Origin of the sequence: Constrictibacter sp. MBR-5 (assembly GCF_040549485.1) — a bacterium.
Classification (GTDB): Bacteria; Pseudomonadota; Alphaproteobacteria; order JAJUGE01; family JAJUGE01; genus Constrictibacter.
Map to the genome: position 1 here is coordinate 230495 of NZ_JBEPTK010000007.1, position 18428 is coordinate 248922.

Annotated in this window: 16 protein-coding genes and 1 other RNA gene; 9 read left to right on the top strand and 8 right to left on the bottom strand. The window is 69.8% G+C overall.

The genetic code is table 11. The annotated features are described in order from the left end of the window. Positions 1-111 precede the first annotated feature (111 nt). Complete coding sequence (thyX, locus tag ABIE65_RS16425) at positions 112-1050, bottom strand: FAD-dependent thymidylate synthase (protein ID WP_354079102.1); 939 nt, start codon at positions 1048-1050, stop codon at positions 112-114. 54 nt (positions 1051-1104) lie between these two features. Here thyX and ssrA point away from each other — a divergent pair. The 3 genes from ssrA (at position 1105) to ABIE65_RS16440 (ending at position 3659) form a co-directional block, all read left to right on the top strand. Further along, positions 1105-1422, top strand: a transfer-messenger RNA (tmRNA) gene (gene ssrA / locus ABIE65_RS16430). A gap of 24 nt (positions 1423-1446) precedes the next feature. Then, positions 1447-1947, top strand: a complete 501-nt coding sequence (locus ABIE65_RS16435; RefSeq protein WP_354079104.1) for an SspB family protein — start codon at positions 1447-1449, stop codon at positions 1945-1947. Positions 1948-2051: 104 nt separating this feature from the next. After that, positions 2052-3659, top strand: coding sequence for a fumarate hydratase (locus ABIE65_RS16440; protein WP_354079106.1), 1608 nt, complete (start codon positions 2052-2054; stop codon positions 3657-3659). A 69-nt stretch (positions 3660-3728) separates the two neighbouring features. On the opposite strand, the gene ABIE65_RS16445 is transcribed toward ABIE65_RS16440, so the two are convergent. The 4 genes from ABIE65_RS16445 to ABIE65_RS16460 all read right to left on the bottom strand — a co-directional run bounded on the left by ABIE65_RS16445 (position 3729) and on the right by ABIE65_RS16460 (position 9875). Next, complete coding sequence (locus tag ABIE65_RS16445) at positions 3729-3932, bottom strand: hypothetical protein (protein WP_354079107.1); 204 nt, start codon at positions 3930-3932, stop codon at positions 3729-3731. Positions 3933-4222: 290 nt separating this feature from the next. Continuing rightward, positions 4223-5113 (bottom strand): LysR family transcriptional regulator, encoded by an 891-nt coding sequence (locus ABIE65_RS16450; protein WP_354079108.1) that lies wholly within the window; start codon positions 5111-5113, stop codon positions 4223-4225. A gap of 96 nt (positions 5114-5209) precedes the next feature. Further along, on the bottom strand, positions 5210-6181 hold the full coding sequence (gene trxB, locus ABIE65_RS16455) for a thioredoxin-disulfide reductase (protein ID WP_354079109.1): 972 nt from the start codon (positions 6179-6181) through the stop codon (positions 5210-5212). A 142-nt stretch (positions 6182-6323) separates the two neighbouring features. Beyond that, positions 6324-9875: a YhdP family protein gene (locus ABIE65_RS16460; RefSeq protein ID WP_354079110.1), complete on the bottom strand. Its 3552-nt coding sequence runs from the start codon at positions 9873-9875 to the stop codon at positions 6324-6326. A 74-nt stretch (positions 9876-9949) separates the two neighbouring features. On the opposite strand from ABIE65_RS16460, the gene ABIE65_RS16465 reads away from it, so the two are divergent. Then, positions 9950-12922, top strand: a complete 2973-nt coding sequence (locus ABIE65_RS16465; protein ID WP_354079111.1) for a bifunctional [glutamine synthetase] adenylyltransferase/[glutamine synthetase]-adenylyl-L-tyrosine phosphorylase — start codon at positions 9950-9952, stop codon at positions 12920-12922. Positions 12923-12926: 4 nt separating this feature from the next. After that, positions 12927-13391: a thioredoxin-dependent thiol peroxidase gene (gene bcp, locus ABIE65_RS16470; protein ID WP_354079112.1), complete on the top strand. Its 465-nt coding sequence runs from the start codon at positions 12927-12929 to the stop codon at positions 13389-13391. Between the two features lie 13 nt (positions 13392-13404). On the opposite strand, the gene ABIE65_RS16475 is transcribed toward bcp, so the two are convergent. Further along, a complete protein-coding gene (locus ABIE65_RS16475) occupies positions 13405-13734 on the bottom strand; it encodes a hypothetical protein (RefSeq protein WP_354079113.1) in 330 nt (109 codons plus the stop codon). A 198-nt stretch (positions 13735-13932) separates the two neighbouring features. Here ABIE65_RS16475 and ABIE65_RS16480 point away from each other — a divergent pair, with 198 nt between their 5' ends. Beyond that, positions 13933-14232 carry a hypothetical protein gene (locus tag ABIE65_RS16480; protein ID WP_354079114.1) on the top strand — a complete coding sequence of 100 codons (300 nt, stop codon included), beginning with the start codon at positions 13933-13935 and terminating at the stop codon, positions 14230-14232. Between the two features lie 25 nt (positions 14233-14257). On the opposite strand, the gene ABIE65_RS16485 is transcribed toward ABIE65_RS16480, so the two are convergent. After that, entirely contained in the window at positions 14258-14836 is a 579-nt protein-coding gene (locus ABIE65_RS16485) for an FxsA family protein (protein WP_354079115.1), read from the bottom strand. Positions 14837-14995: 159 nt separating this feature from the next. Between ABIE65_RS16485 and ABIE65_RS16490 the strand changes: the two genes are divergently transcribed. Together ABIE65_RS16490 and mltA are read left to right on the top strand one after the other, a co-directional pair. Next, positions 14996-15658, top strand: coding sequence for a Tim44/TimA family putative adaptor protein (locus tag ABIE65_RS16490; RefSeq protein WP_354079117.1), 663 nt, complete (start codon positions 14996-14998; stop codon positions 15656-15658). A gap of 11 nt (positions 15659-15669) precedes the next feature. Further along, the gene (mltA, locus tag ABIE65_RS16495) at positions 15670-16854 is read left to right on the top strand and encodes a murein transglycosylase A (RefSeq protein ID WP_354079118.1); all 1185 of its coding nucleotides are present in this window, start codon (positions 15670-15672) and stop codon (positions 16852-16854) included. A gap of 27 nt (positions 16855-16881) precedes the next feature. Here mltA and ABIE65_RS16500 read toward each other — a convergent pair whose 3' ends face one another. Then, positions 16882-17559, bottom strand: a complete 678-nt coding sequence (locus ABIE65_RS16500; protein ID WP_354079119.1) for a glutathione S-transferase family protein — start codon at positions 17557-17559, stop codon at positions 16882-16884. A gap of 162 nt (positions 17560-17721) precedes the next feature. On the opposite strand from ABIE65_RS16500, the gene ABIE65_RS16505 reads away from it, so the two are divergent. After that, positions 17722-18348 (top strand): hypothetical protein, encoded by a 627-nt coding sequence (locus ABIE65_RS16505; RefSeq protein ID WP_354079120.1) that lies wholly within the window; start codon positions 17722-17724, stop codon positions 18346-18348. Positions 18349-18428 lie beyond the last annotated feature (80 nt).

Consider the following 18428-nt stretch of genomic DNA (forward strand, 5'->3'; position numbering starts at 1 on the left):
CCCCATGTCCGCGTTGAACTCTTACGCGCGAATCGGCCAGCGGGTAAAGCGGCAGCCCACTGTCAACCGTGCCGGATCGGCACACTGTGTGATTTTGGTCACGAGCCGCTGCTAGGCCTCGCGCCCGAGCAGCTGCATCAGCTCGCGCCATTCGCGCGGTGCGAGCCCGCTACTCCCCGGCTCCACGGCCTCCCCGGCCAGCAGCCGGCGCACCACCGCGACCGCCGGCCCCGAAAGCTCCGCCGCGTCCAGCCGATAGTCGCGGAAGGCGGCGAACGTGGCCGGAACCCATCGCTCCAACACCGATATCATCGCGTCGGCATAGACGCGGATCTCGTACTGGGCGTGCGAATCGGCACGCAATGCCAGGAAGTGCATGAAGTTGTGCAGGTCGACCTTCCAGTACCACTGGGTATAGGCCGACAGCGGCAGGTTGATCCGCGCCAGCTCGCGTGCGAGGCCGACCCGGTCCTCGACGAGCCGCCCGCCCTCGGCGTCCTCGTTCAGCATCGCCTCGTAGTGATCGAAGGCGCGGGTCGCATCGGCCTTCAGCACCTCGAGCACGTCCCTGGCCTCGTCCCCCTGCAGGACGTCGCCGCGGCCCTGTCGGTTCGCCGTGGACTGCGCCGCCAGTTGCTCCGGCGCGGGCAGGTAGAACTCGCGGTCGAGCACGGAGTAGCGCGCCGAATACTCGTTCACGTTGGCGGTGCGGTGGCGGATCCACTGCCGCGCCACGAAGATCGGCAGCTTCACGTGGAGCTTGATCTCGCACATCTCGAACGGAGTCGTGTGCCGGTGCCGCAACAGGTAGCGGATCAGCCCCGCATCCTCGCGCACCTGCCGCGTGCCGCGCCCGTAGGAGACGCGCGCCGCCTGCACCACCGCGCCGTCGTCCCCCATATAGTCGACGACCCGCACGAACCCGTGGTCGAGCACCGGGATCGCCTCGTAGAGGATCTCCTCCAGCGCCGGCACCGTGGCGCGCCGCGTCTGCGTGCTCTCGGCGCGGAGACGCTCGATCTCTTCGGACTGGCCGGGCGTGAGTGGCATGGAACCTCGATGTTGGCGGCGGACGGTAGTATCGCAGTGCCCAGCGGGCAGGAACCCCTTTCGGAAAATCCGCGACCGCCTATATTAACCCTCGTCGGGTAGCACCCGACTATGGCGATAAACGCCACATGGAATAAGCGTTGCGGACCCGGGGGCGGTACCCGGCGCCTCCACCATCTACGCCGGCCTCGCGGCCGGCAGTCATGGGGGCGAAACAGGATCGACGCGCGCGGTAAAGATGTGGTTTTTGCTCGGCATGGTACCACCGATATCGGGCCATTTTCTAAGTGCGAACGATAACGACGCACTCGCTGTTGCTGCCTAAGCAATAAGCGCGGTTCGGGGGGCACCGGGCAACAGAAGCCCCCCACTCGCACGCTCGCGGTCGGATGGGGCATGAGTCAGGATTTGTTGAAATACGAACTCATCGTCCAGGACGCGCTGCGCGGCGTGGTGCGTGAGGTCCTGACCCGCGTCTCGCGCGAGGGCATGCCCGGCGACCATCACTTCTACATCACCTTCCGCACGCGGCATCCGGGCGTCAACATCCCGCAGCGCCTGCGCGAGACCTATCCCGACGAGATGACGATCGTCCTCCAGCATCAGTTCTTCGGACTGGAACTGAAGGAGGACGCCTTCGAGGTGACGCTCAGCTTCAACCGCAGCCTCGAGCGGCTGCGCGTGCCGTTCCAGGCTGTCAGCGCCTTCGTCGATCCCTCGGTCAATTTCGGACTGCAGTTCCAGACCGGTGAGGCCGGCGAGATGCCGGGCGCGATCGCCGACCCGGCCGATCCGCCCGCTGCCGAGGCCACCTCCGGCGCCGATGCCGCCGAACCGGCGGCCGATGCGCCGCCGGCCGAAAAGGTCGTCTCGCTGGACGCCTTCCGCAAAAAGTAATATCGCCTCTCCCGTTACCGCTTCGGCTCCACGCGAGCGCGCCTCCGCCTCCGCGCGCGCGAGCATGTCCCAACCCGCCCAGTCCCGCCGGGAGAGGTCGACCCATGCCCGAATTCTCATTCGCCGAGATGTTCCCGCTGGCTAAGGACGAGACGCCGTATCGCCGTCTGTCCACCGACCATGTCGGCGTCGAGAAATTTGCCGGCCAGGAAGTCGTCACCGTCGCTCCGGAAGCGCTGACGCTGCTGACGCGCGAAGCCTTCCACGACATCTCGCACCTGCTGCGCCCGGCGCACCTGAAGCAGCTCGCCGCGATCCTCGACGACCCCGAGGCGTCGGACAACGACCGCTTCGTCGCCGTCGACCTGCTGCGCAACGCCAACATCGCCGCCGGCGGCGTGCTGCCGATGTGCCAGGACACGGGCACTGCGATCATCATGGGCAAGAAGGGCCAGCGCATCTGGACCGGCGCCAACGACGAGGAGGCGCTGTCGCGCGGCGTCTTCCGCTCCTACAACGAGGACTGGCTGCGCTACAGCCAGTTGGCGCCGCTCTCGATGTTCGAGGAGACCAACACGGGCTCCAACCTGCCGGCGCAGATCGACATCTACGCGACCGAGGGCGACGCCTACAAGTTCATGTTCTGCGCCAAGGGCGGCGGGTCGGCAAACAAGACCTTCCTGTTCCAGCAGACGCCTGCGGTGATGAATCCCGCCGCGATGCGCAAGTTCATCGACGAGAAGATCCGCACCCTCGGCACTGCCGCCTGCCCGCCCTACCACCTCGCCATCGTCATCGGCGGCACCTCGGCCGAGATGAACCTGAAGACGGTGAAGCTCGCCTCGACCCACTATCTCGACGGCCTGCCGACCAAGGGCAGCCGCGACGGCCACGCCTTCCGCGACCTGGAGATGGAAGCCGAGGTGCTGGAGATGACGCGCCAGATGGGCATCGGCGCGCAGTTCGGCGGCAAGTACTTCTGCCACGACGTGCGGGTGATCCGCCTGCCGCGCCACGGCGCCTCGGTGCCGATCGGCCTCGGCGTGTCCTGCTCAGCCGACCGCCAGGCGCTCGGCAAGATCACCCGCGAGGGCGTCTTCCTTGAGCAGCTGGAGACCAATCCGGCGCAGTATCTGCCGGAGATCGACCCCGCCACGCTGAACACCGGCATCGTGAAGATCGACCTGACGCAGTCGATGGACGAGATCCGCCGCACCCTGTCGCAGCACCCGATCAAGACCCGCCTCGCCCTCTCCGGCCCGATCATCGTCGCCCGCGACCTGGCGCACGCCAAGATCAAGGAGCGGCTCGACCGCGGCGAGCCGATGCCGGACTATTTCCGCAACCACCCGATCTACTATGCCGGCCCGGCCAAGACGCCGACCGGCTACGCCTCGGGCTCCTTCGGCCCGACCACCGCGGGTCGCATGGACTCCTATGTCGACTATTTCCAGTCGAAGGGCGGCAGCCAGGTGATGCTCGCCAAGGGCAACCGCTCGCGCCAGGTCGTCGACGCATGCAAGACCCACGGCGGCTTCTACCTCGGCTCCATCGGCGGCTCCGCCGCCCGCCTCGCCCAGGACCACATCCGCCGGGTCGAGGTCGTCGAGTACGAGGAACTCGGCATGGAAGCCGTCTGGCGCATCGAGGTCGAGGACTTCCCCGCCTTCATCGTCACCGACGACAAGGGCAACGACTTCTTCGGCACCTGAGCGGACGCTCCATCAGATCTCTCGTCCCTGCGGCTGGCCGCTCCGCAGAACGTAGCGGCCGCCTGTGGGTCAGTCTGCCCGTGCCTTCTCCACCGCCCGCGTCCGGCGGATCGAGTACGCGATTCCCGTGCCCAGGATCAGGAAGGTAATCGCCAGGGACCATTCCGGCGACACCCTCTCCCAGCCGCGCAGATCGGCAGTGCAGGCCTTGCCGCCGATGAAGATCGGCAGGGTGGCCAGCGCCTGTTTCCGATAGGCGAAGCGGTGCAGCACCGCCGCCAGCGCAAGGAGAGGACGCGCCGGAGGTGCCCCAAGACAAAAAAATTGGCCGGAGCAGAGGCTCCGGCCAAGTAGAACAGGGAGGCTTCACGTCTGGGAGACTCCGAGGAAAAAACCTCGAAAGTCGAGCTTGCGCCCGAAAGGGGAACAAGAGGTCAAATATTGCGGGGTCGCAACGTCTGACTGTGGGAAATGTATACCTACCGCCGGCCGGCACCACCTCGTATTTGGCAGTGCCGCCATGCACATGCCGCATGGCTAGTCATGAGCCCCGCGCGCAGCGCTCAGCCCTGATCGTCCTCGGCGATCTTGCGTACCAGGAAGTCACGGAGGACGGCGATTCGCTTCGAATGGCGCAGCTCTTCCGGATAGACGAAATAGGCCATCGTCTCGGGGCCTTCGAGCTCCGGCAGGACGTGCACCAGGTTGCGCGTCATGCGCGCCATGTAGCTGGGCAGCGCCGCCACGCCGAGTCCGGAGACGACCGCGCGGTAGATGCCGTAGATGTTGTTCACCTTCAGCACCGGGTGGCGCGGCTCGCCCTCGCGGTCCTGCCACAGCAGCCAGTTGATCGTCCGCGTCGGCTGCGGCGCATCCTCGCCGTAGACGATGAGATGGTGGCGGTCGAGATCGGCCGGCTCGCTCGGGATGCCGTGCTCGCTGAGATAATCCGGGGATGCGTAGATGCGCGACCGCACCCGCTTCAGCTTGCGCTGGATCAGGTCGGGCTGGCGCGGCGGCGTGAACCGGATGGCGCAGTCCGCCGCACGCATCGACAGGTCGAGTTCGGTGTCGAGGAGCACGACGCTCAGTTCGATCTCCGGGTAGAGATCGAGGAACTCCTTCATATGCGGCGTCAGCCAGGTCGAACCGAAGGCCACCGTCGTGGTGATCTTGAGCGGCCCCTTCGCCCGCTCCTTGCTCTCCGAGATCATCGCCTCGGTCATCGAGAGCTTGGCGAAGATCTCCCGCACGTTGCGGTTCAGCACCTCGCCCTGCTCGGTCAGGATCAGGCCGCGGGCATGGCGATGGAACAGCGAGACGCCGAGGCTGTCCTCGAGCGAGTGGATCTGTCGGCTGACCGCCGACTGGCTCAGATTCAGCGATTCACCCGCATGGGTGAAGCTCCCCGCCTCGGCCACGGCGTGGAAGATGCGCAGCTTGTCCCAGTCCATGTCCCCTGTTCTCCAGCCCGGAGTCGGTCAGCGCCCGCGGCGCCCGCCCCGGTGTGTCCCGCCTTTGTGGCGGTTGTCTGTTGAGAGACGACGTAGCTACTGCGCGGCGGCGGCCACCGCCTCGTCCTCCATGGCCGCGATGAACTTCTCTGCGTCGAGCGCGGCCATGCAGCCGAAGCCCGCCGCGGTGATCGCCTGACGATAGACGTTGTCCTGCACATCGCCGGCGGCGAACACGCCCGGGATGTTGGTCGCGGTGCTGTCCGGCGCCGTCACCAGATAGCCCTCGCCGTCGGTGTCGAGGACGCCGGCGAAGATCTCGGTGTTGGGCCGGTGCCCGATGGCGACAAAGACGCCGTCGACGGCCAGATCCCGCAATTCACCGGTCCGGGTGTCGCGCAGGCGCACGCCGGTGACTTCCGGGGGCATGGGATTGCCCACGACCTCGTCCAGGACCGCGTTCCAGACCACCTCGATCTTCGGGTTCCGGAACAGGCGCTCCTGCATGATCTTCTCGGCCCGCAGATGGTCGCGACGATGCACCAGCGTCACCTTCGACGCATGGTGCGTCAGGTAGAGCGCCTCCTCGACGGCGGTGTTGCCGCCGCCGACGACCACGACCTCCTTGCCACGGAAGAAGAAACCGTCGCAGGTGGCGCAGGCCGAGACGCCGAAGCCCTGGAACTTCTTCTCGCTCTCGAGGCCCAGCCACTTCGCCTGGGCGCCCGTGGCGACGATCACGGCGTCCGCCTCGTAAGTGTCGCCGCCGTCGCCCCACGCCTTGAACGGCCGGGCGCTGAAATCGACCTTCACGACCACGTCGGAGACCAGCCGCGCGCCCACATGCTCGGCCTGGGCGCGCATCTGCTCCATCAGCCAAGGCCCCTGGATGACCTCGGCGAAACCGGGATAGTTCTCGACGTCGGTGGTGATCGTCATCTGGCCGCCCGGCTGCAGCCCCTCGACGACGACAGGCGACAGTCCGGCACGGGCGGCATAGACCGCGGCCGTGTAGCCGGCGGCGCCAGATCCGATGATCAGCACCTTGCTGCGATGCGTCTGCGCCATACGGCTGCCGCTCCATTCGCGGAGGAATCAGCCCTCAGAATTAGGCATGAAGGCGGACCGAAACAACCCGCCGGATCCGGGGGGTAACCATCTCGCCCAGGGGCCCGACCGCCCGGCCGCCCGGGGCCCCGCCCAAGGCGTGTCAGTTCGGCTTGCCGGAGTCCTGCCAGGCGGGGTCGGCGGAAGGGTCCCAATCCTCGCGCCTGCCGTCGGTAATCGCCCCAAAAAGGCCGCGCAGGAAGCCGGGTGCCAGGATCGAAAGCGGGTTCACCGACAGGTCCGGCTCATCCAGCGGGCCTTCCAGCGCATAGGTGACGGCGAACAGGCCACCGCCTTCGCCACCCGTGAGGATGTCGCCGAGCAGCGGCACGGCGCCGAGCACGCGGTTGACCGCGTAGAAGGGGACGAGAGTTCCCACGACGTCGGCCGTCTCCGCGCGGAAATCCAGCCCACCCCGCCACGTCATCCCGACCGACGAGCCGAAGGCCCGGCCCGGCTCCAGGTCCAGCTTGCCCTCGCCGTAGGTGAAGGGCGCGGTCAGGCCGGCGAAGGCGACCCCCTCGTCCGCTGAGGCCAGGTCGGCGAGGCCGGTGAGTGCCGCCGCGGCGAAAAGGCGGGCCGCCAGCGGCGCCTTGACCAGCCGGAACGCTTCGACGTCGAGCTTGCCCACGTAACGCGCCCCCCCTGCACCCGACGACGAGGTACGCGGCGCCGCGAGCGGACGTGTCGCGGACAGCGTGAACGGGCCGCCGGCGATGGTGTCGAACAGGCCCGCCGCCCGCAGCGTCCGGCCGAAATCCTGCCCGGTCAGCGCCACGTGAAGGCGGCCGTCCGCCGCACTCGCCAGATAGCGGACCGGTGCGGTACCGCCGACGAGGCCGCGCAGGTCGCCGGGTCCGGGACCGTCATGCCACCTTACATGGCCGGCGACGCGGTCGATCGGCAGCGCATCGCTCACCCAGACGCGGCCGATATCGGCGACGACGGCAATCGGCGGTCCCGGCTCGCCGGCGGGCTCCTCGGTCACCGCCCGATCGCCGGCCGGCCCATCCCCCTCGTCCCGCGCGGCGATGAGCGGGGCCAGATCGATCGCAGCACCACGCGCGTCGATATGCAGGCCCGCATCGGCGCCGCGGCTCACGGACAGGGCCAGATCGGTGCGCTCGCCGAGCCGGAGCCGTCGCGCGTCGATGCGCCGCCAGTCACCGGTCGCCGGATCGACGGCGGCACGGCCGTCCACCGATGCGCCGGGCGCGGTCAGGGCGAAGCGGTCGATCGCCGACATCCTGCCGTCGGTCAAGACGATGTCGGCCTCGGCCTGCGCCGCGACGCCGGCCGGCTTCTTCCAGCCGGCCTCGGACACGGCCAGCGCCGCCTGCGACAGGTCGGCGCGCGCCGTGATGGCCGACCGGCTGCGACGGCCCTCCATGTCGACCCGCACGTCGACCGGGCCGGTGAGATAGGGAACGAGATCATAGCCGAGGCGCCGCCGGGCGGCATCGTCCACCGTGGCGCGCGCCTTCAGCCGCGTTCCCCCGGCGAACACCTCGTGCAGGTCCAGTTCCACCGGCGCACCGGCCAGCGTCCCCCGGCCGACGAGGTCCATGCTCGCCTTGTCGAGCCGGAGCTTCAGCGCGCCGTCCCGCAGATCCTGGCCCAGCGCCGCATCGGGCCAGCGAACGCCCGAGAGGTCGGCATTCGCGGCGATCTCTATCTGATCGAGGGAAACATGCTGCAGCAGCGGCAGCTGTACGCCGAGGCTCGCCCGGGCCGTGCCGCCGACTTCAGCCGGCGCGACGCCGAGCCACTTCGCGTAACCCAACGGCGGCCGATCGAGCACCGCGATGATCTCCGACAGCGGGCCCTCGATGTCGACTTTGATGTCCGCGAATTCGCGGTCGCGGCCGTCGTTCAGGTTGGTGAAGGCCATGTCGCCGCCGCGCACCCGGATGTTCCGGTAGCGGCCGCCGTCGACATGCAAGTCGAAGCGATCCTCGGTGAAGGTGGCGGTCCCGCCGACATCTTCGAACGGCGGCAGCGGATCCCAGTAGACCGCGGTGACGCCGTCGATGCGCATCTCGCCCGACACGCTCGCCATGGCGACCGACGGCCCTTCGCCGGCCAGGACCAACGCGACGCGCGCATTCGCCTCGCTGACGCCGCCGTTCGACAGATGCTCCAGCACCCACCCCCGGGCGCCTTTCGCCACCCCCCTCGGCCACAGCCGCTTCAACTCGTTCGTCGGAACGTCGCGTGCCTTCACCGCCGCCTGTACCGCGGCGCCGCCGTCCACGGTCTGCAGCACGGCGCTGCCCTCGACGCGCGGACCGCCGAGACCGAGCGACAGGCGATCGAGCCGGAGCCGGCCGGCGGCCAGATCCGCGGTGCCGTCGATCTCGAGGCCGGAGATGCGCACCGGTTCCGGGAACAAGTCGCCCCAGGCGATCCGGCCGCCGTCGGACCGCAGGCCGAACGCGATCTTCTCGGGCGTCACGCCCGTGGGCATGAAGGCGTCGACCCAGCCGTCCAGCGGCAGGTCGATGCCGGCGGCCGGGGCCAGGTCGGGCGCGAACGCCGCCAGGACGGTCGGATTGAGCCCGACGAACCGGATCACGGCTCGCGACCCCTCCTCCGACCAGCGCAGATCGCCGGTCGCGGCGATCTGCTGCCCGGCCGCGTCGAGCGTGAACTCCGCGACCTCGAAGCGCCCCGCGCCCGCGGTCGCCCCGCGCAGCACCATCCCGCGCAGCGGCAGCGACCGGCCCGTCCCGGGGACGCCGACCGATCCCGCGCCGGCGGTGAGATGCACGTCGGCGTTCTCGATCCCGCCGCGCCGTGTCACGCGGAAGGCGAGGTCGCCCGAGATCGGCGCGTCGAAGGCGGAGAGGAAGCCCAGAACCGGCAGGATCTGCGTGACGATGTCGGGGCGCACGTCGCCGAGCGACACCGAAACCTCGGCGACGGCCGTGGCCAGGTCCAGCCGCGCCTTGATCTGGGTGCGCTGCGGGCGGCCGTCCACGTCGAGCACGCCGCCGATCGAAGCCACCACGTCGCTGTCGCCGCGCAGCAGTTCGAAATCGGCGTCGGGAATGCGCCAGGACCGCTTCAGCTGCGCGTCGCGCATGAGCACGTCGGCATCGTCGACCGATACCCGGCGCAGATATCCCGTGATCCGGTCGGGGTCCGGCGGCTGCAGCAGATCGGCGATGATCCAGGCGGCGGCGCTCTCCTCGCCCGCCGCGGCAGCGTCGGCCTTCACGGCTTCCCCCGACGGCGGATCGGCAGGCTGGTCGAGGCCCAACTGGACGGAACCAGATTCGGAGCGGGACAGCCGCACCCGCACCCCGCTCAGCTCGATCGCCTGCGGCGCGATCATCCCCCGCGCGAGAGCCCGCGAACTGAGCGTCAGGCGCAGCCGCGGCGTGCCCGCCACCGAAACGCCCGCGCCGTCGACGACCCGCACGCCCTCGGCCTGAAGCTGGAGGAAGCCGACGGGGTCGACGAGCACGCGGTCGACCCGCACGAAGAGGCCGCGCTCGGGCTGGCTCAGCGCGCGCTCGATCGGCGCGACGAGGAGATCCAATGCGATCGGACCCTGCGACATCCGCCAGGCGATAAGCCCGACCAGCACGAGCAGCCCCGTGACGCCGGCGGCCAGACTCCATGCCAGCGAGCGGAAAATCCGGGATCTCAAGATGAGGTTTCGCCCCAGGACGAGCTTGACCGCGCTCGCCGCTTTCGCTCAGTGTGCCTCCAGATTTCGACAAGATGGCCATGTTCCTGGACGGCATCAAGGAAATGCCGCTGCCCGCCAGCGCGCAGGCGGCGGCGACCGGTCTCACCGCCTGGGCGGATGCGGCACGGCGGGGCGAGGATGCGGCACTGGCCGCCCGGGCCGAGGCCGTCGCCGTGCATCCGGCGGGCCGGGCGCTGCTCGAAGGCATCTTCGGCTGCAGCCCCCACCTCACCGCCGAGATGACGCGCGACCCGGCCTTCGCCTGCGGCCTGCTCGAGACCGGGCCCGATGCCGCGTTCGACGCCGCGATGGCGGAACTCGCGGCCCTGCCGGCGACGCCGCTGCCGAACGATGCCGTGATGACGGCGCTCCGCCGCGGCAAGCGACGCGGCAGCCTTGCGATCGCGCTCGCCGACATCACCGGCACCTGGCCGCTCGAACGGGTGACCGACGCCCTGAGCCGGCTCGCCGAGGCGACGCTCGACGGGGCCGTCGCCCGGGTGCTGCGGGAGGCGGCGGAGCTGCGTGGGATAGACATGCCGGAACAGGGCGACCCGCTACCGGACTGCGGGCTGATCGTGCTCGGCATGGGCAAGCTCGGCGCCGGCGAACTCAACTATTCCAGCGACGTCGACCTCATCCTTCTCTACGACGAGGAGCGGGTCCGGACGTCGAAGCCCGACCGGCTGAACCAGACCTTCGTGCGCATGGCCCGCAACCTCGTCCGCCTGATGAGCGAGCGCACCGCCGACGGCTACGTCTTCCGCACCGACCTGCGGCTGCGGCCGGACCCGGCATCGACACCGCTCGCCATGTCGACCCAGGCGGCGGAGGCTTATTACGAGAGCATGGGGCAGAACTGGGAGCGTGCCGCCATGCTGAAGGCGCGTCCGGTCGCCGGCGACCGGACTGCCGGCGAGGCCTTCCTGCAGCACCTGCGGCCGTTCGTCTGGCGCCGCAGCCTGGACTTCGAGACGATCCGCGACATCCACTCGATCAAGCGGCAGATCAACGCGCACCGCGGCGGTGCGAGCATCGCGGTCGCCGGCCACAACGTGAAGCTCGGCCGCGGCGGCATCCGCGAGATCGAGTTCTTCGCCCAGACGCAGCAACTCATCTGGGGCGGCCGCGATCCCGCCCTGCGCGAGCGCGCCACGGTGCCCGCCCTCGCCGCCCTGGCGGCGGCCGGCCATATAGACGACGCCGCGCGCGACGAGATGGCCGAGGCCTACCGTTACCTGCGCCGGGTGGAGCACCGGCTGCAGATGGTCGCCGACCAGCAGACCCACAGCCTGCCCGCCGCCGACGGCTTGACGGCGATCGCGCGCTTTCTGGGCTATGCCGACGGCCCGGCCTTTGAACGCGAGATCCGGCAGCGGCTGGAGACCGTCGAGGGACACTACGCCGTCCTGTTCGAGGAGGAAGCCTCGCTGAGCGGACCGGGGAACCTGGTCTTCACCGGCGCCGACGACGATCCCGACACGATCGAGACCCTGCGCGGCATGGGGTTCCGCGAACCCGCCACGGTCGCCGGCATGGTGCGCGGCTGGCATCACGGCCGCGTGCGGCCGACGCGTAGCGTGCGCGCCCGCGAGCTCCTGACCGAGCTGATGCCGACCCTTCTCGGCGAGCTCGCCAAGACTCCTGACCCGGACGCGGCGATCCGCAAGTTCGATGCCTTCCTGGCGGGCCTTCCGGCGGGCGTGCAGCTCTTCTCGCTGTTCCACGCCAATCCCAGCCTGCTCTCCCTCGTCGCCGAGATCATGGGCGCGTCGCGCCATCTGGCAGACCGGCTCAGCCGCCACCCGGTGGTCCTCGACGCTGTGCTGACCGAGGGCTTTTTCGCGCCACCGCCGCCGAAGGCGGAGATCGAGGCCGAACTGAACGAGGCGTTCGGGCTGGTCGGCGACCTACAGGACGCGCTGGATGCCGCGCGGCGCTGGGCCAACGACCGCAAGTTCCAGATCGGCGTGCAGATGCTGCGCGGCACGCTGGACCCGCTCGACGCCTGCCGGGCGCTCTCTGACGTCGCCGACATCGCGATCGCGCGCTTGCAGGCCGCGGTGACCGCCGATTTCGCCGCACAGCACGGCGACTTCCCCGACGACGGGCTCGCCGTCGTCGCCTTCGGCAAGCTCGGCAGCCGCGAACTCACCGTGACGTCAGACCTGGATCTGGTCACCGTCTACGATGCGCCGGTCGACGCCCGCTCCGGCGGCCCCCGCCCGCTGGCCGCGGCGCCCTATCACATCCGGCTGACCCAGCGCCTGGTCACCGCGATCACCAGCCAGACCGGCGAAGGCAAGCTCTACGAGGCCGACCTGCGGCTGCGGCCGGCCGGCAACGACGGGCCGCTGGCGACCCACCTCGACTATCTCAGCACCTACGAACGCCAGTCCGCCTGGACCTGGGAGCATATGGCGCTGACCCGGGCCCGGCCGATCAGCGGCCCAGCCGCCCTGCAGGAACGGATCAGGGCGCTGCGCGACGAGGTGCTGCGCGCCGAGCGCGACCCGTTGCGCCTGCTGGCGGACGTGGCGGGGATGCGCGAGCGGATCGCGAAGTCGAACCGCACGCCCCAGGCGTGGGACGTCAAGCACATGCGCGGCGGCCTCATCGACGTCGAGTTCATCGCGCAGTACCTGATCCTCCGGCATGCCCGCGCGCATCCGGAGGTCATCGCCGTCGAGACACCCGAAGCCTTCCGGCGCCTCGCCGCCGCCGATGTCCTGTCGCAGACGGCCGCCGACGATCTGGTCGCCGCTCACGCGCTGTGGCTCCGGACCCAGCAGATCCTGCGCCTCACCGCCGACGAGCGCTTCGATGCGGAACAGGCGCCGGAGGCGCTGCGCGAACTGATCTCCCGCGGCGCCGGCTGCGTAGACTTCGCGGATCTGAGCGAGCGTTTCGCGCACTATGCCGAACGCGCCCGCTCGCTCTACGAGGAGATCGTCGCCGGCCCGGCGGCGGAGATCGCGGACGACACCACGGACAGGACGGAGTGAGGGGATGAGCGTCGAACCCGGCAAGCCCGCACCGGCATTCACGATGAAGACCGACGGCGGCGGCGAGGTCTCGCTGGACGGCCTGCGCGGCAAGAAGGTGGTGCTGTATTTCTACCCGAAGGACGACACCCCCGGCTGCACCAAGGAGGCCTGCGGCTTCCGCGACAGCATCGCGGATTTCGAGGCGGCCAACACGGTGCTGATCGGGGTCTCACCGGACGGCGTCGCGTCGCACGACAAGTTCAAGGCGAAGTACCAGCTGCCCTTCACGCTGGGCTCCGACGCCGAGCATGCCGTCGCCGAGGCCTACGGCTCCTGGGTCGAGAAGAGCATGTACGGCCGCAAGTATATGGGCGTCGACCGATCGACCTTCCTGATCGACGAGACCGGGCAGCTCAAGGCCGTCTGGCGCAAGGTGAAGGTGCCGGGCCATGTGGAGGAAGTGCTCGCCGCCGCACGCGACGGCTGAGTCCGGCAGCCGATCACTCGTCTTCCTTGGCGCTGTTGCCGGCGCGCTGCTGCAACACCTCCTCCAGCGACCGGAGACGGCGTAGCAGATAGGGGCTCACCTCGCGCTGCACCGCCGACGGGCGGGAGGTGCGCAGTGCCGCTGGCGCCTCCGTGGCCATCGGGGGCGCCTCGCCGGTCTCGCGACCCTCCGGCACCGACCCGCCGAGCGGCTCCCCGTCGCGTTGGCAGTCGCAGCGGGGATGGCCGGCGGTGCGGTTCGTCAGTGGATCGGGTCCGTACCAAGGCGGGCGCGCCATGATCGGGCGGCCGTGCATCAGTCGGTATGCCGGGTTGATGGACATCGAGGATCGCCGTGGACGTCCAGCCGCGGGGTTGGATGTCGGCCGCGTCGCATGGAGCGTTGCAATCTGCGACGCGATCCGCGCCGCCGGAAGTCGGTTGAGAGGGAGAACAGCGCGGGAATCCAACGGTTCCCGTGCCGGCCCATTTGGTCCGTCGATTGCTTAGCCCGCCACGACAGCGCAGACGGAGTACCCACGATGGACCATGCCACCACCCTCACCGTCATCCACGCCGGCTTCGGCGACATCCTGATCCAGGCGGCCATCGTCGCGGTGGCGGGCCTCTGGGCCTGCGTGCCCTTCTCCGTGTTCGGCGTGCGGCGGCGCCTGGATTCCATCGCGGACGCGCAGCGCGACCATTCGGAAGCGCTCACCGAGGAACTTCGGCGTTTCCGCAACCTCGCCGTCACCACCACCGCCGCCCCGGTCCGGCGAGAAACCCCGGAGGCTCCCGCGCCGATGCCGCGCCGCAGCCCGCGGGTCGTATCCGCGGCCTGACCGGCTCCCGTCGAATGGGTGCGATCTAGCGGTCCGGCAGGTCCCGCCGGGGCGGCTCGTCGTCGGGCCGGCGCGGCGGCTCCCGCGGATCGACCTCGTCGAAGTCGCCTTCGATGATCGGCCCGGTGCGGTCGTCACGCGCTGCCCCCGCCCCCCGCCCCCAGGGGCTGCCGCCGGGGGTACCGCCGAAGGGCCCCGGGTCGGGGCCGCCACCGCCGCCGAAGCCGCCCGTCATGCCCGGCCCCGGCCGCAGAGTGACGTGCCGCATCGCATAGGCTCGCAGTACCTCGCGAACCGGCGGCAGCAGCAGAAGCAGGCCGACGGCATCGGTGAAGAAGCCCGGCGTCAGCAGCAGCACGCCGCCGATCAGGATGCACACCCCGTCGAACAGCTCACGCGCCGGAAATCCCCCGCGGTCCAGGGTGGCGCGGGCACTCTGCAGCGCCCGGAAGCCCTGGGATCGCAGCAGCGCCGTACCGGCGACGGCCGTGGCCAGCACGATCAGCAGGGTGGGGAACAGGCCGATCAGTCCGCCGACCTGGATAAAAATCGCGATCTCGATGATCGGTACGGCGACGAACGCCAAGAGCACTGCGTATGCCATCCTTGCCCTTTCCGGGGCGACCACTTATGTCTCTTCGAGCCCTAGTCGTCCGCACTGCCGGCCTGTCGTCTCGGCATGCAAGGCAACGGGCGTTCTGGTTGCCGGCGCCGGATTTCTCGGGCGTCCCCCGAACGACACCGTCCCACCGGAGCGGTCGTAATGGAAGGCGGATTTCCCTTCGTCGACATCATCTTCTTCGCGATGGTCGCCGCCTTTCTTGTGCTGCGCCTGCGGAGTGTGCTCGGCCGTCGTACCGGCAACGAGCGGCCCCGCAACGCCGGCTATGGGAAACCTGCCGCCGACTCGCGAGCGAACGACAATGTGGTCGCGCTGCCGGACCGCAGCAAGTCGACCGTCGCGGCCGATTCTCCCGCGGCGGCCGGGCTGGCCCAGATCAAGATCGCCGCACCCGCCTTCAGCGAAGCCGAGTTCCTCAAGGGCGCCCGCGCGGCGTTCGAGATGATCGTCACCGCCTTCGCCAACGGCGATCGCGACACCCTGCGGCCGCTCACCAGCGGCGAGGTCTATGCCAATCTGGAGAGCGTCATCCGTGAGCGTGAAGCCGCGGGACATGCGCTCGATTCCACCCTGGTGGGCGTGAAGTCGGTGGACATCGTCGGTGCCGGCATCGACGAACGCGAGGCGCACATCACCGTGAAGTTCGTCTCCGAGCAGGTGAACGTCACCCGTGACGGCGAGGGCGAGGTGGTCTCCGGCCGCACCGATCTGGTCGACGAGGTGACGGACATCTGGACCTTCGCGCGCGACATCCGCTCGCAGGATCCCAACTGGTACCTGATCGCCACCCGCACGCCCGAATAGGTCGTTCCCCGATGCCGTTCGCGATCCGGGGGCTGCGGCGCCTCGCGGCGCTGTCGCTTCTGTGTCTCGCCGTCGCCTGCGGCAGGGAGCAGCAGACCGAGACGACCGCCCCCGAACAACCGGACCGGCTGACGCTGGCGGCCGTCGGCTTTGACGCCCTTCCGGGCTGGGGCGCCGACGATCCCCGCAAGGCGCTCGGCGCCTTCCTCCGCTCCTGCAGCCGCATGGCCGGCCTGCCCGCCGACCGCGCGATGGGCGACCTGCGCGAGTTCGGCAGCGCCGGCCGGTGGCAGGCGATCTGTCGCGAGGCCGCGGCCGCGAAGCCCGCCGACGCCGCAGCGGCCCGCCGCTTCTTCGAGGATCGCTTCCGCCCCTGGCGTGCGGCGAACGGCGACGAGGCCGAAGGACTGTTCACCGGCTATTACGAGCCGGAGCTGCGCGGATCGCGGACCCGGCAGGGTCCCTACACGATCCCCCTCATGAAGCGCCCGCCGGATCTCGTGACCGTCGATCTCGGCGCCTTCCGCGACAGCCTCAAGGGCGAGCGGATTGCGGGCCGCATCGTCGACGGCGCGCTCCGCCCCTATGCAGACCGGGCTGCGATCGAGACCGGCGCTCTCGACGGGCGCGGCCTCGAACTGCTCTGGGTGGACGACCCGGTCGCGGCCTTCTTCCTGCACATCCAGGGGTCGGGTCGCGTCGTGCTTCCCGACGGCGGCGCGGTGCGGGTCGGCTACGCCGCGCAGAACGGCCATCGCTACTTCGCGGTGGGTCGCGACCTGATCGAGCGCGGTGCCGTCGCCAAGGAAGACATGTCGCTCCAGGCCATCCGCGACTGGATGCGCGCCAACCCCGACGAAGCGCCCGCCCTGATGCGGCGCAATCCGTCCTACGTCTTCTTCCGCGAGCTGTCGGGCGAGGGTCCGATCGGCGCGCAGGGCGCCCCCCTCACCCCCGGCCGCAGCCTCGCCGTGGATCCGCGCTTCGTACCCTATGGCGTGCCGGTCTGGCTGGACGCCGACCATCCACTGACGGACGACCGCCCGATCCGCCGCCTGCTGGTCGCCCAGGACACCGGCGGCGCGATCCGGGGCCCCGTCCGCGGCGACCTGTTTTGGGGCGCCGGCGCCGAGGCCGAGGCCGCCGCCGGGCGCATGAAGTCGCGCGGCGGCTACTACCTCCTGCTGCCGAAGTGACCCCCGCTCCCCGCGCCCTCCCCCGCGTCAGCGGAGCAGGGTCGCGGCGTGGGCGCCGCGCCGCGTAAGCGTCGCGACGAAGGCCTCCTCGAAGCCGTCCGGCACGGAGCCGCGGACGGTTTCGTCGGCAAGCAGCGCTTCCGACCAGGCGCGGATCAGCGCGAACGGGCCGAGCAGGCCGCTCTGCAGCCGCCGCTCGACCAGACCGAAGCGCTGCAGGAACGGCGCGTAGGCGGCATCGACGAGACTCAACCGCTCGCCGTTGAAGTAGGGGCCGTCGTTGCCCCGCTCCTCCGCCAACGCCTTCTCTACCCGCCCGAGGGCCGATGGCGCAGACTTCAGCCCTTCCTGCATCGCCGCCTCGGAGGTGGCGTAGTAGACGCCGCTCAGGGCACGTGCGAAGTCGGGCACGAAGTCCGTCCAGGCCCGGTTGCGGGCCCGCTTCAGTGGATCCTCCGGGTGCAGCCGCGGCGACACCGTCTCGTCGAGATATTCGGCGATGGCGTTGGATTCGAAGAGCGGGACGTCGTCGACCCGAAGCACGGGGACCTTGCCGTGCGGCGAGATTCGCAGGAACCAGTCCGGCTTGTCGCGAAGGTCGATATAGGTCGTCTCGAAGGCGACCCCTTTGGCACGCAGGGCAATCACGGCCCGCTGTACCCAGGGTCAGGTGATCGAACTCACCAGATGATAGCGAACGCTCACGCGGGATGCTCCTCTGCCCTGTCGATGCTGCCGAAGGTAGCACGACAGGACGCGGCACGCATCGCCGCATCGGCGCCCTGCGTGCGATCCGACGGATGCCGAGCGGCGTCGGCGTCCCCATCTCATCCTTGCGGAGCGACACGTCCGCGGCGGGAGAGTCCGATGCCCAGATTGCCCATGCTCGCTTTGTCGGCGGCCCTCGCGGCCAGCGCCTGCACCGGGGACGGCCTCGGCGGGCGGAGCGCCGGGACAGCGGCGCCGTCGGGCACCTCGCACGACGATCCGCAGGGCGTCGAACTCAACTATTTCAAGCGGGCGCACGAAGGCACGATCCCGCTGCTGACCGGTAGCGGCGAGACGGCACAGGTTCGCGAGGTGGTCATCCGCACCGGGCGGGGCACCCTGGCCGCATCGGCGGCCGACGGGGTCGCCACGATCGACCAGAACCGGCTGCGGCTCAGCGGCGCGCCGGTGGTTGGCGGACTCTTCCAGCACCGCTACAGCCTGGACGACATCCAGGAGCGCGACCGGGTCGGGACCGCCTATCTCGGCGAAGAACGGCTGTTCGTCGATCTCGACCGCAGCGACCGGTACCAGCCGGTCACTCGGATCGTCGTGCTGAACCAGCAGAACGCCCACGAACTCCAGGCGCCGCCGCGGTCCAGCCGCGACCTCAGCCTGCCGACCGGAACGCCGGCCGGCGGCGCTTACCTCAAGGACGGCGAGACGCTGATCGTCGTCATCGAGCCGACGATCCTGCGCAGCAACATCTTCAAGAACCTGCTGTAGGTCTCGCCACTCCCACTGTCATCGCCGGGCTCGACCCGGCGATTCACGGCCGCGTCTCCGGCCCCGGGTGCCCGGATCAA

What these genes read in the sequence shown, in the direction of transcription:
- ABIE65_RS16475 (WP_354079113.1), bottom strand. Translation starts at nt 13,734, where the DNA reads ATGTCCATCAACCCGGCATACCGACTGATGCACGGCCGCCCGATCATG.
- ABIE65_RS16480 (WP_354079114.1), top strand. Translation starts at nt 13,933, where the DNA reads ATGGACCATGCCACCACCCTCACCGTCATCCACGCCGGCTTCGGCGAC.
- trxB (WP_354079109.1), bottom strand. Translation starts at nt 6,181, where the DNA reads ATGGCGCAGACGCATCGCAGCAAGGTGCTGATCATCGGATCTGGCGCC.
- ABIE65_RS16440 (WP_354079106.1), top strand. Translation starts at nt 2,052, where the DNA reads ATGCCCGAATTCTCATTCGCCGAGATGTTCCCGCTGGCTAAGGACGAG.
- ABIE65_RS16485 (WP_354079115.1), bottom strand. Translation starts at nt 14,836, where the DNA reads ATGGCATACGCAGTGCTCTTGGCGTTCGTCGCCGTACCGATCATCGAG.
- thyX (WP_354079102.1), bottom strand. Translation starts at nt 1,050, where the DNA reads ATGCCACTCACGCCCGGCCAGTCCGAAGAGATCGAGCGTCTCCGCGCC.
- mltA (WP_354079118.1), top strand. Translation starts at nt 15,670, where the DNA reads ATGCCGTTCGCGATCCGGGGGCTGCGGCGCCTCGCGGCGCTGTCGCTT.
- ABIE65_RS16450 (WP_354079108.1), bottom strand. Translation starts at nt 5,113, where the DNA reads ATGGACTGGGACAAGCTGCGCATCTTCCACGCCGTGGCCGAGGCGGGG.
- ABIE65_RS16465 (WP_354079111.1), top strand. Translation starts at nt 9,950, where the DNA reads ATGGCCATGTTCCTGGACGGCATCAAGGAAATGCCGCTGCCCGCCAGC.
- ABIE65_RS16505 (WP_354079120.1), top strand. Translation starts at nt 17,722, where the DNA reads ATGCCCAGATTGCCCATGCTCGCTTTGTCGGCGGCCCTCGCGGCCAGC.
- ABIE65_RS16435 (WP_354079104.1), top strand. Translation starts at nt 1,447, where the DNA reads ATGAGTCAGGATTTGTTGAAATACGAACTCATCGTCCAGGACGCGCTG.
- ABIE65_RS16490 (WP_354079117.1), top strand. Translation starts at nt 14,996, where the DNA reads ATGGAAGGCGGATTTCCCTTCGTCGACATCATCTTCTTCGCGATGGTC.
- bcp (WP_354079112.1), top strand. Translation starts at nt 12,927, where the DNA reads ATGAGCGTCGAACCCGGCAAGCCCGCACCGGCATTCACGATGAAGACC.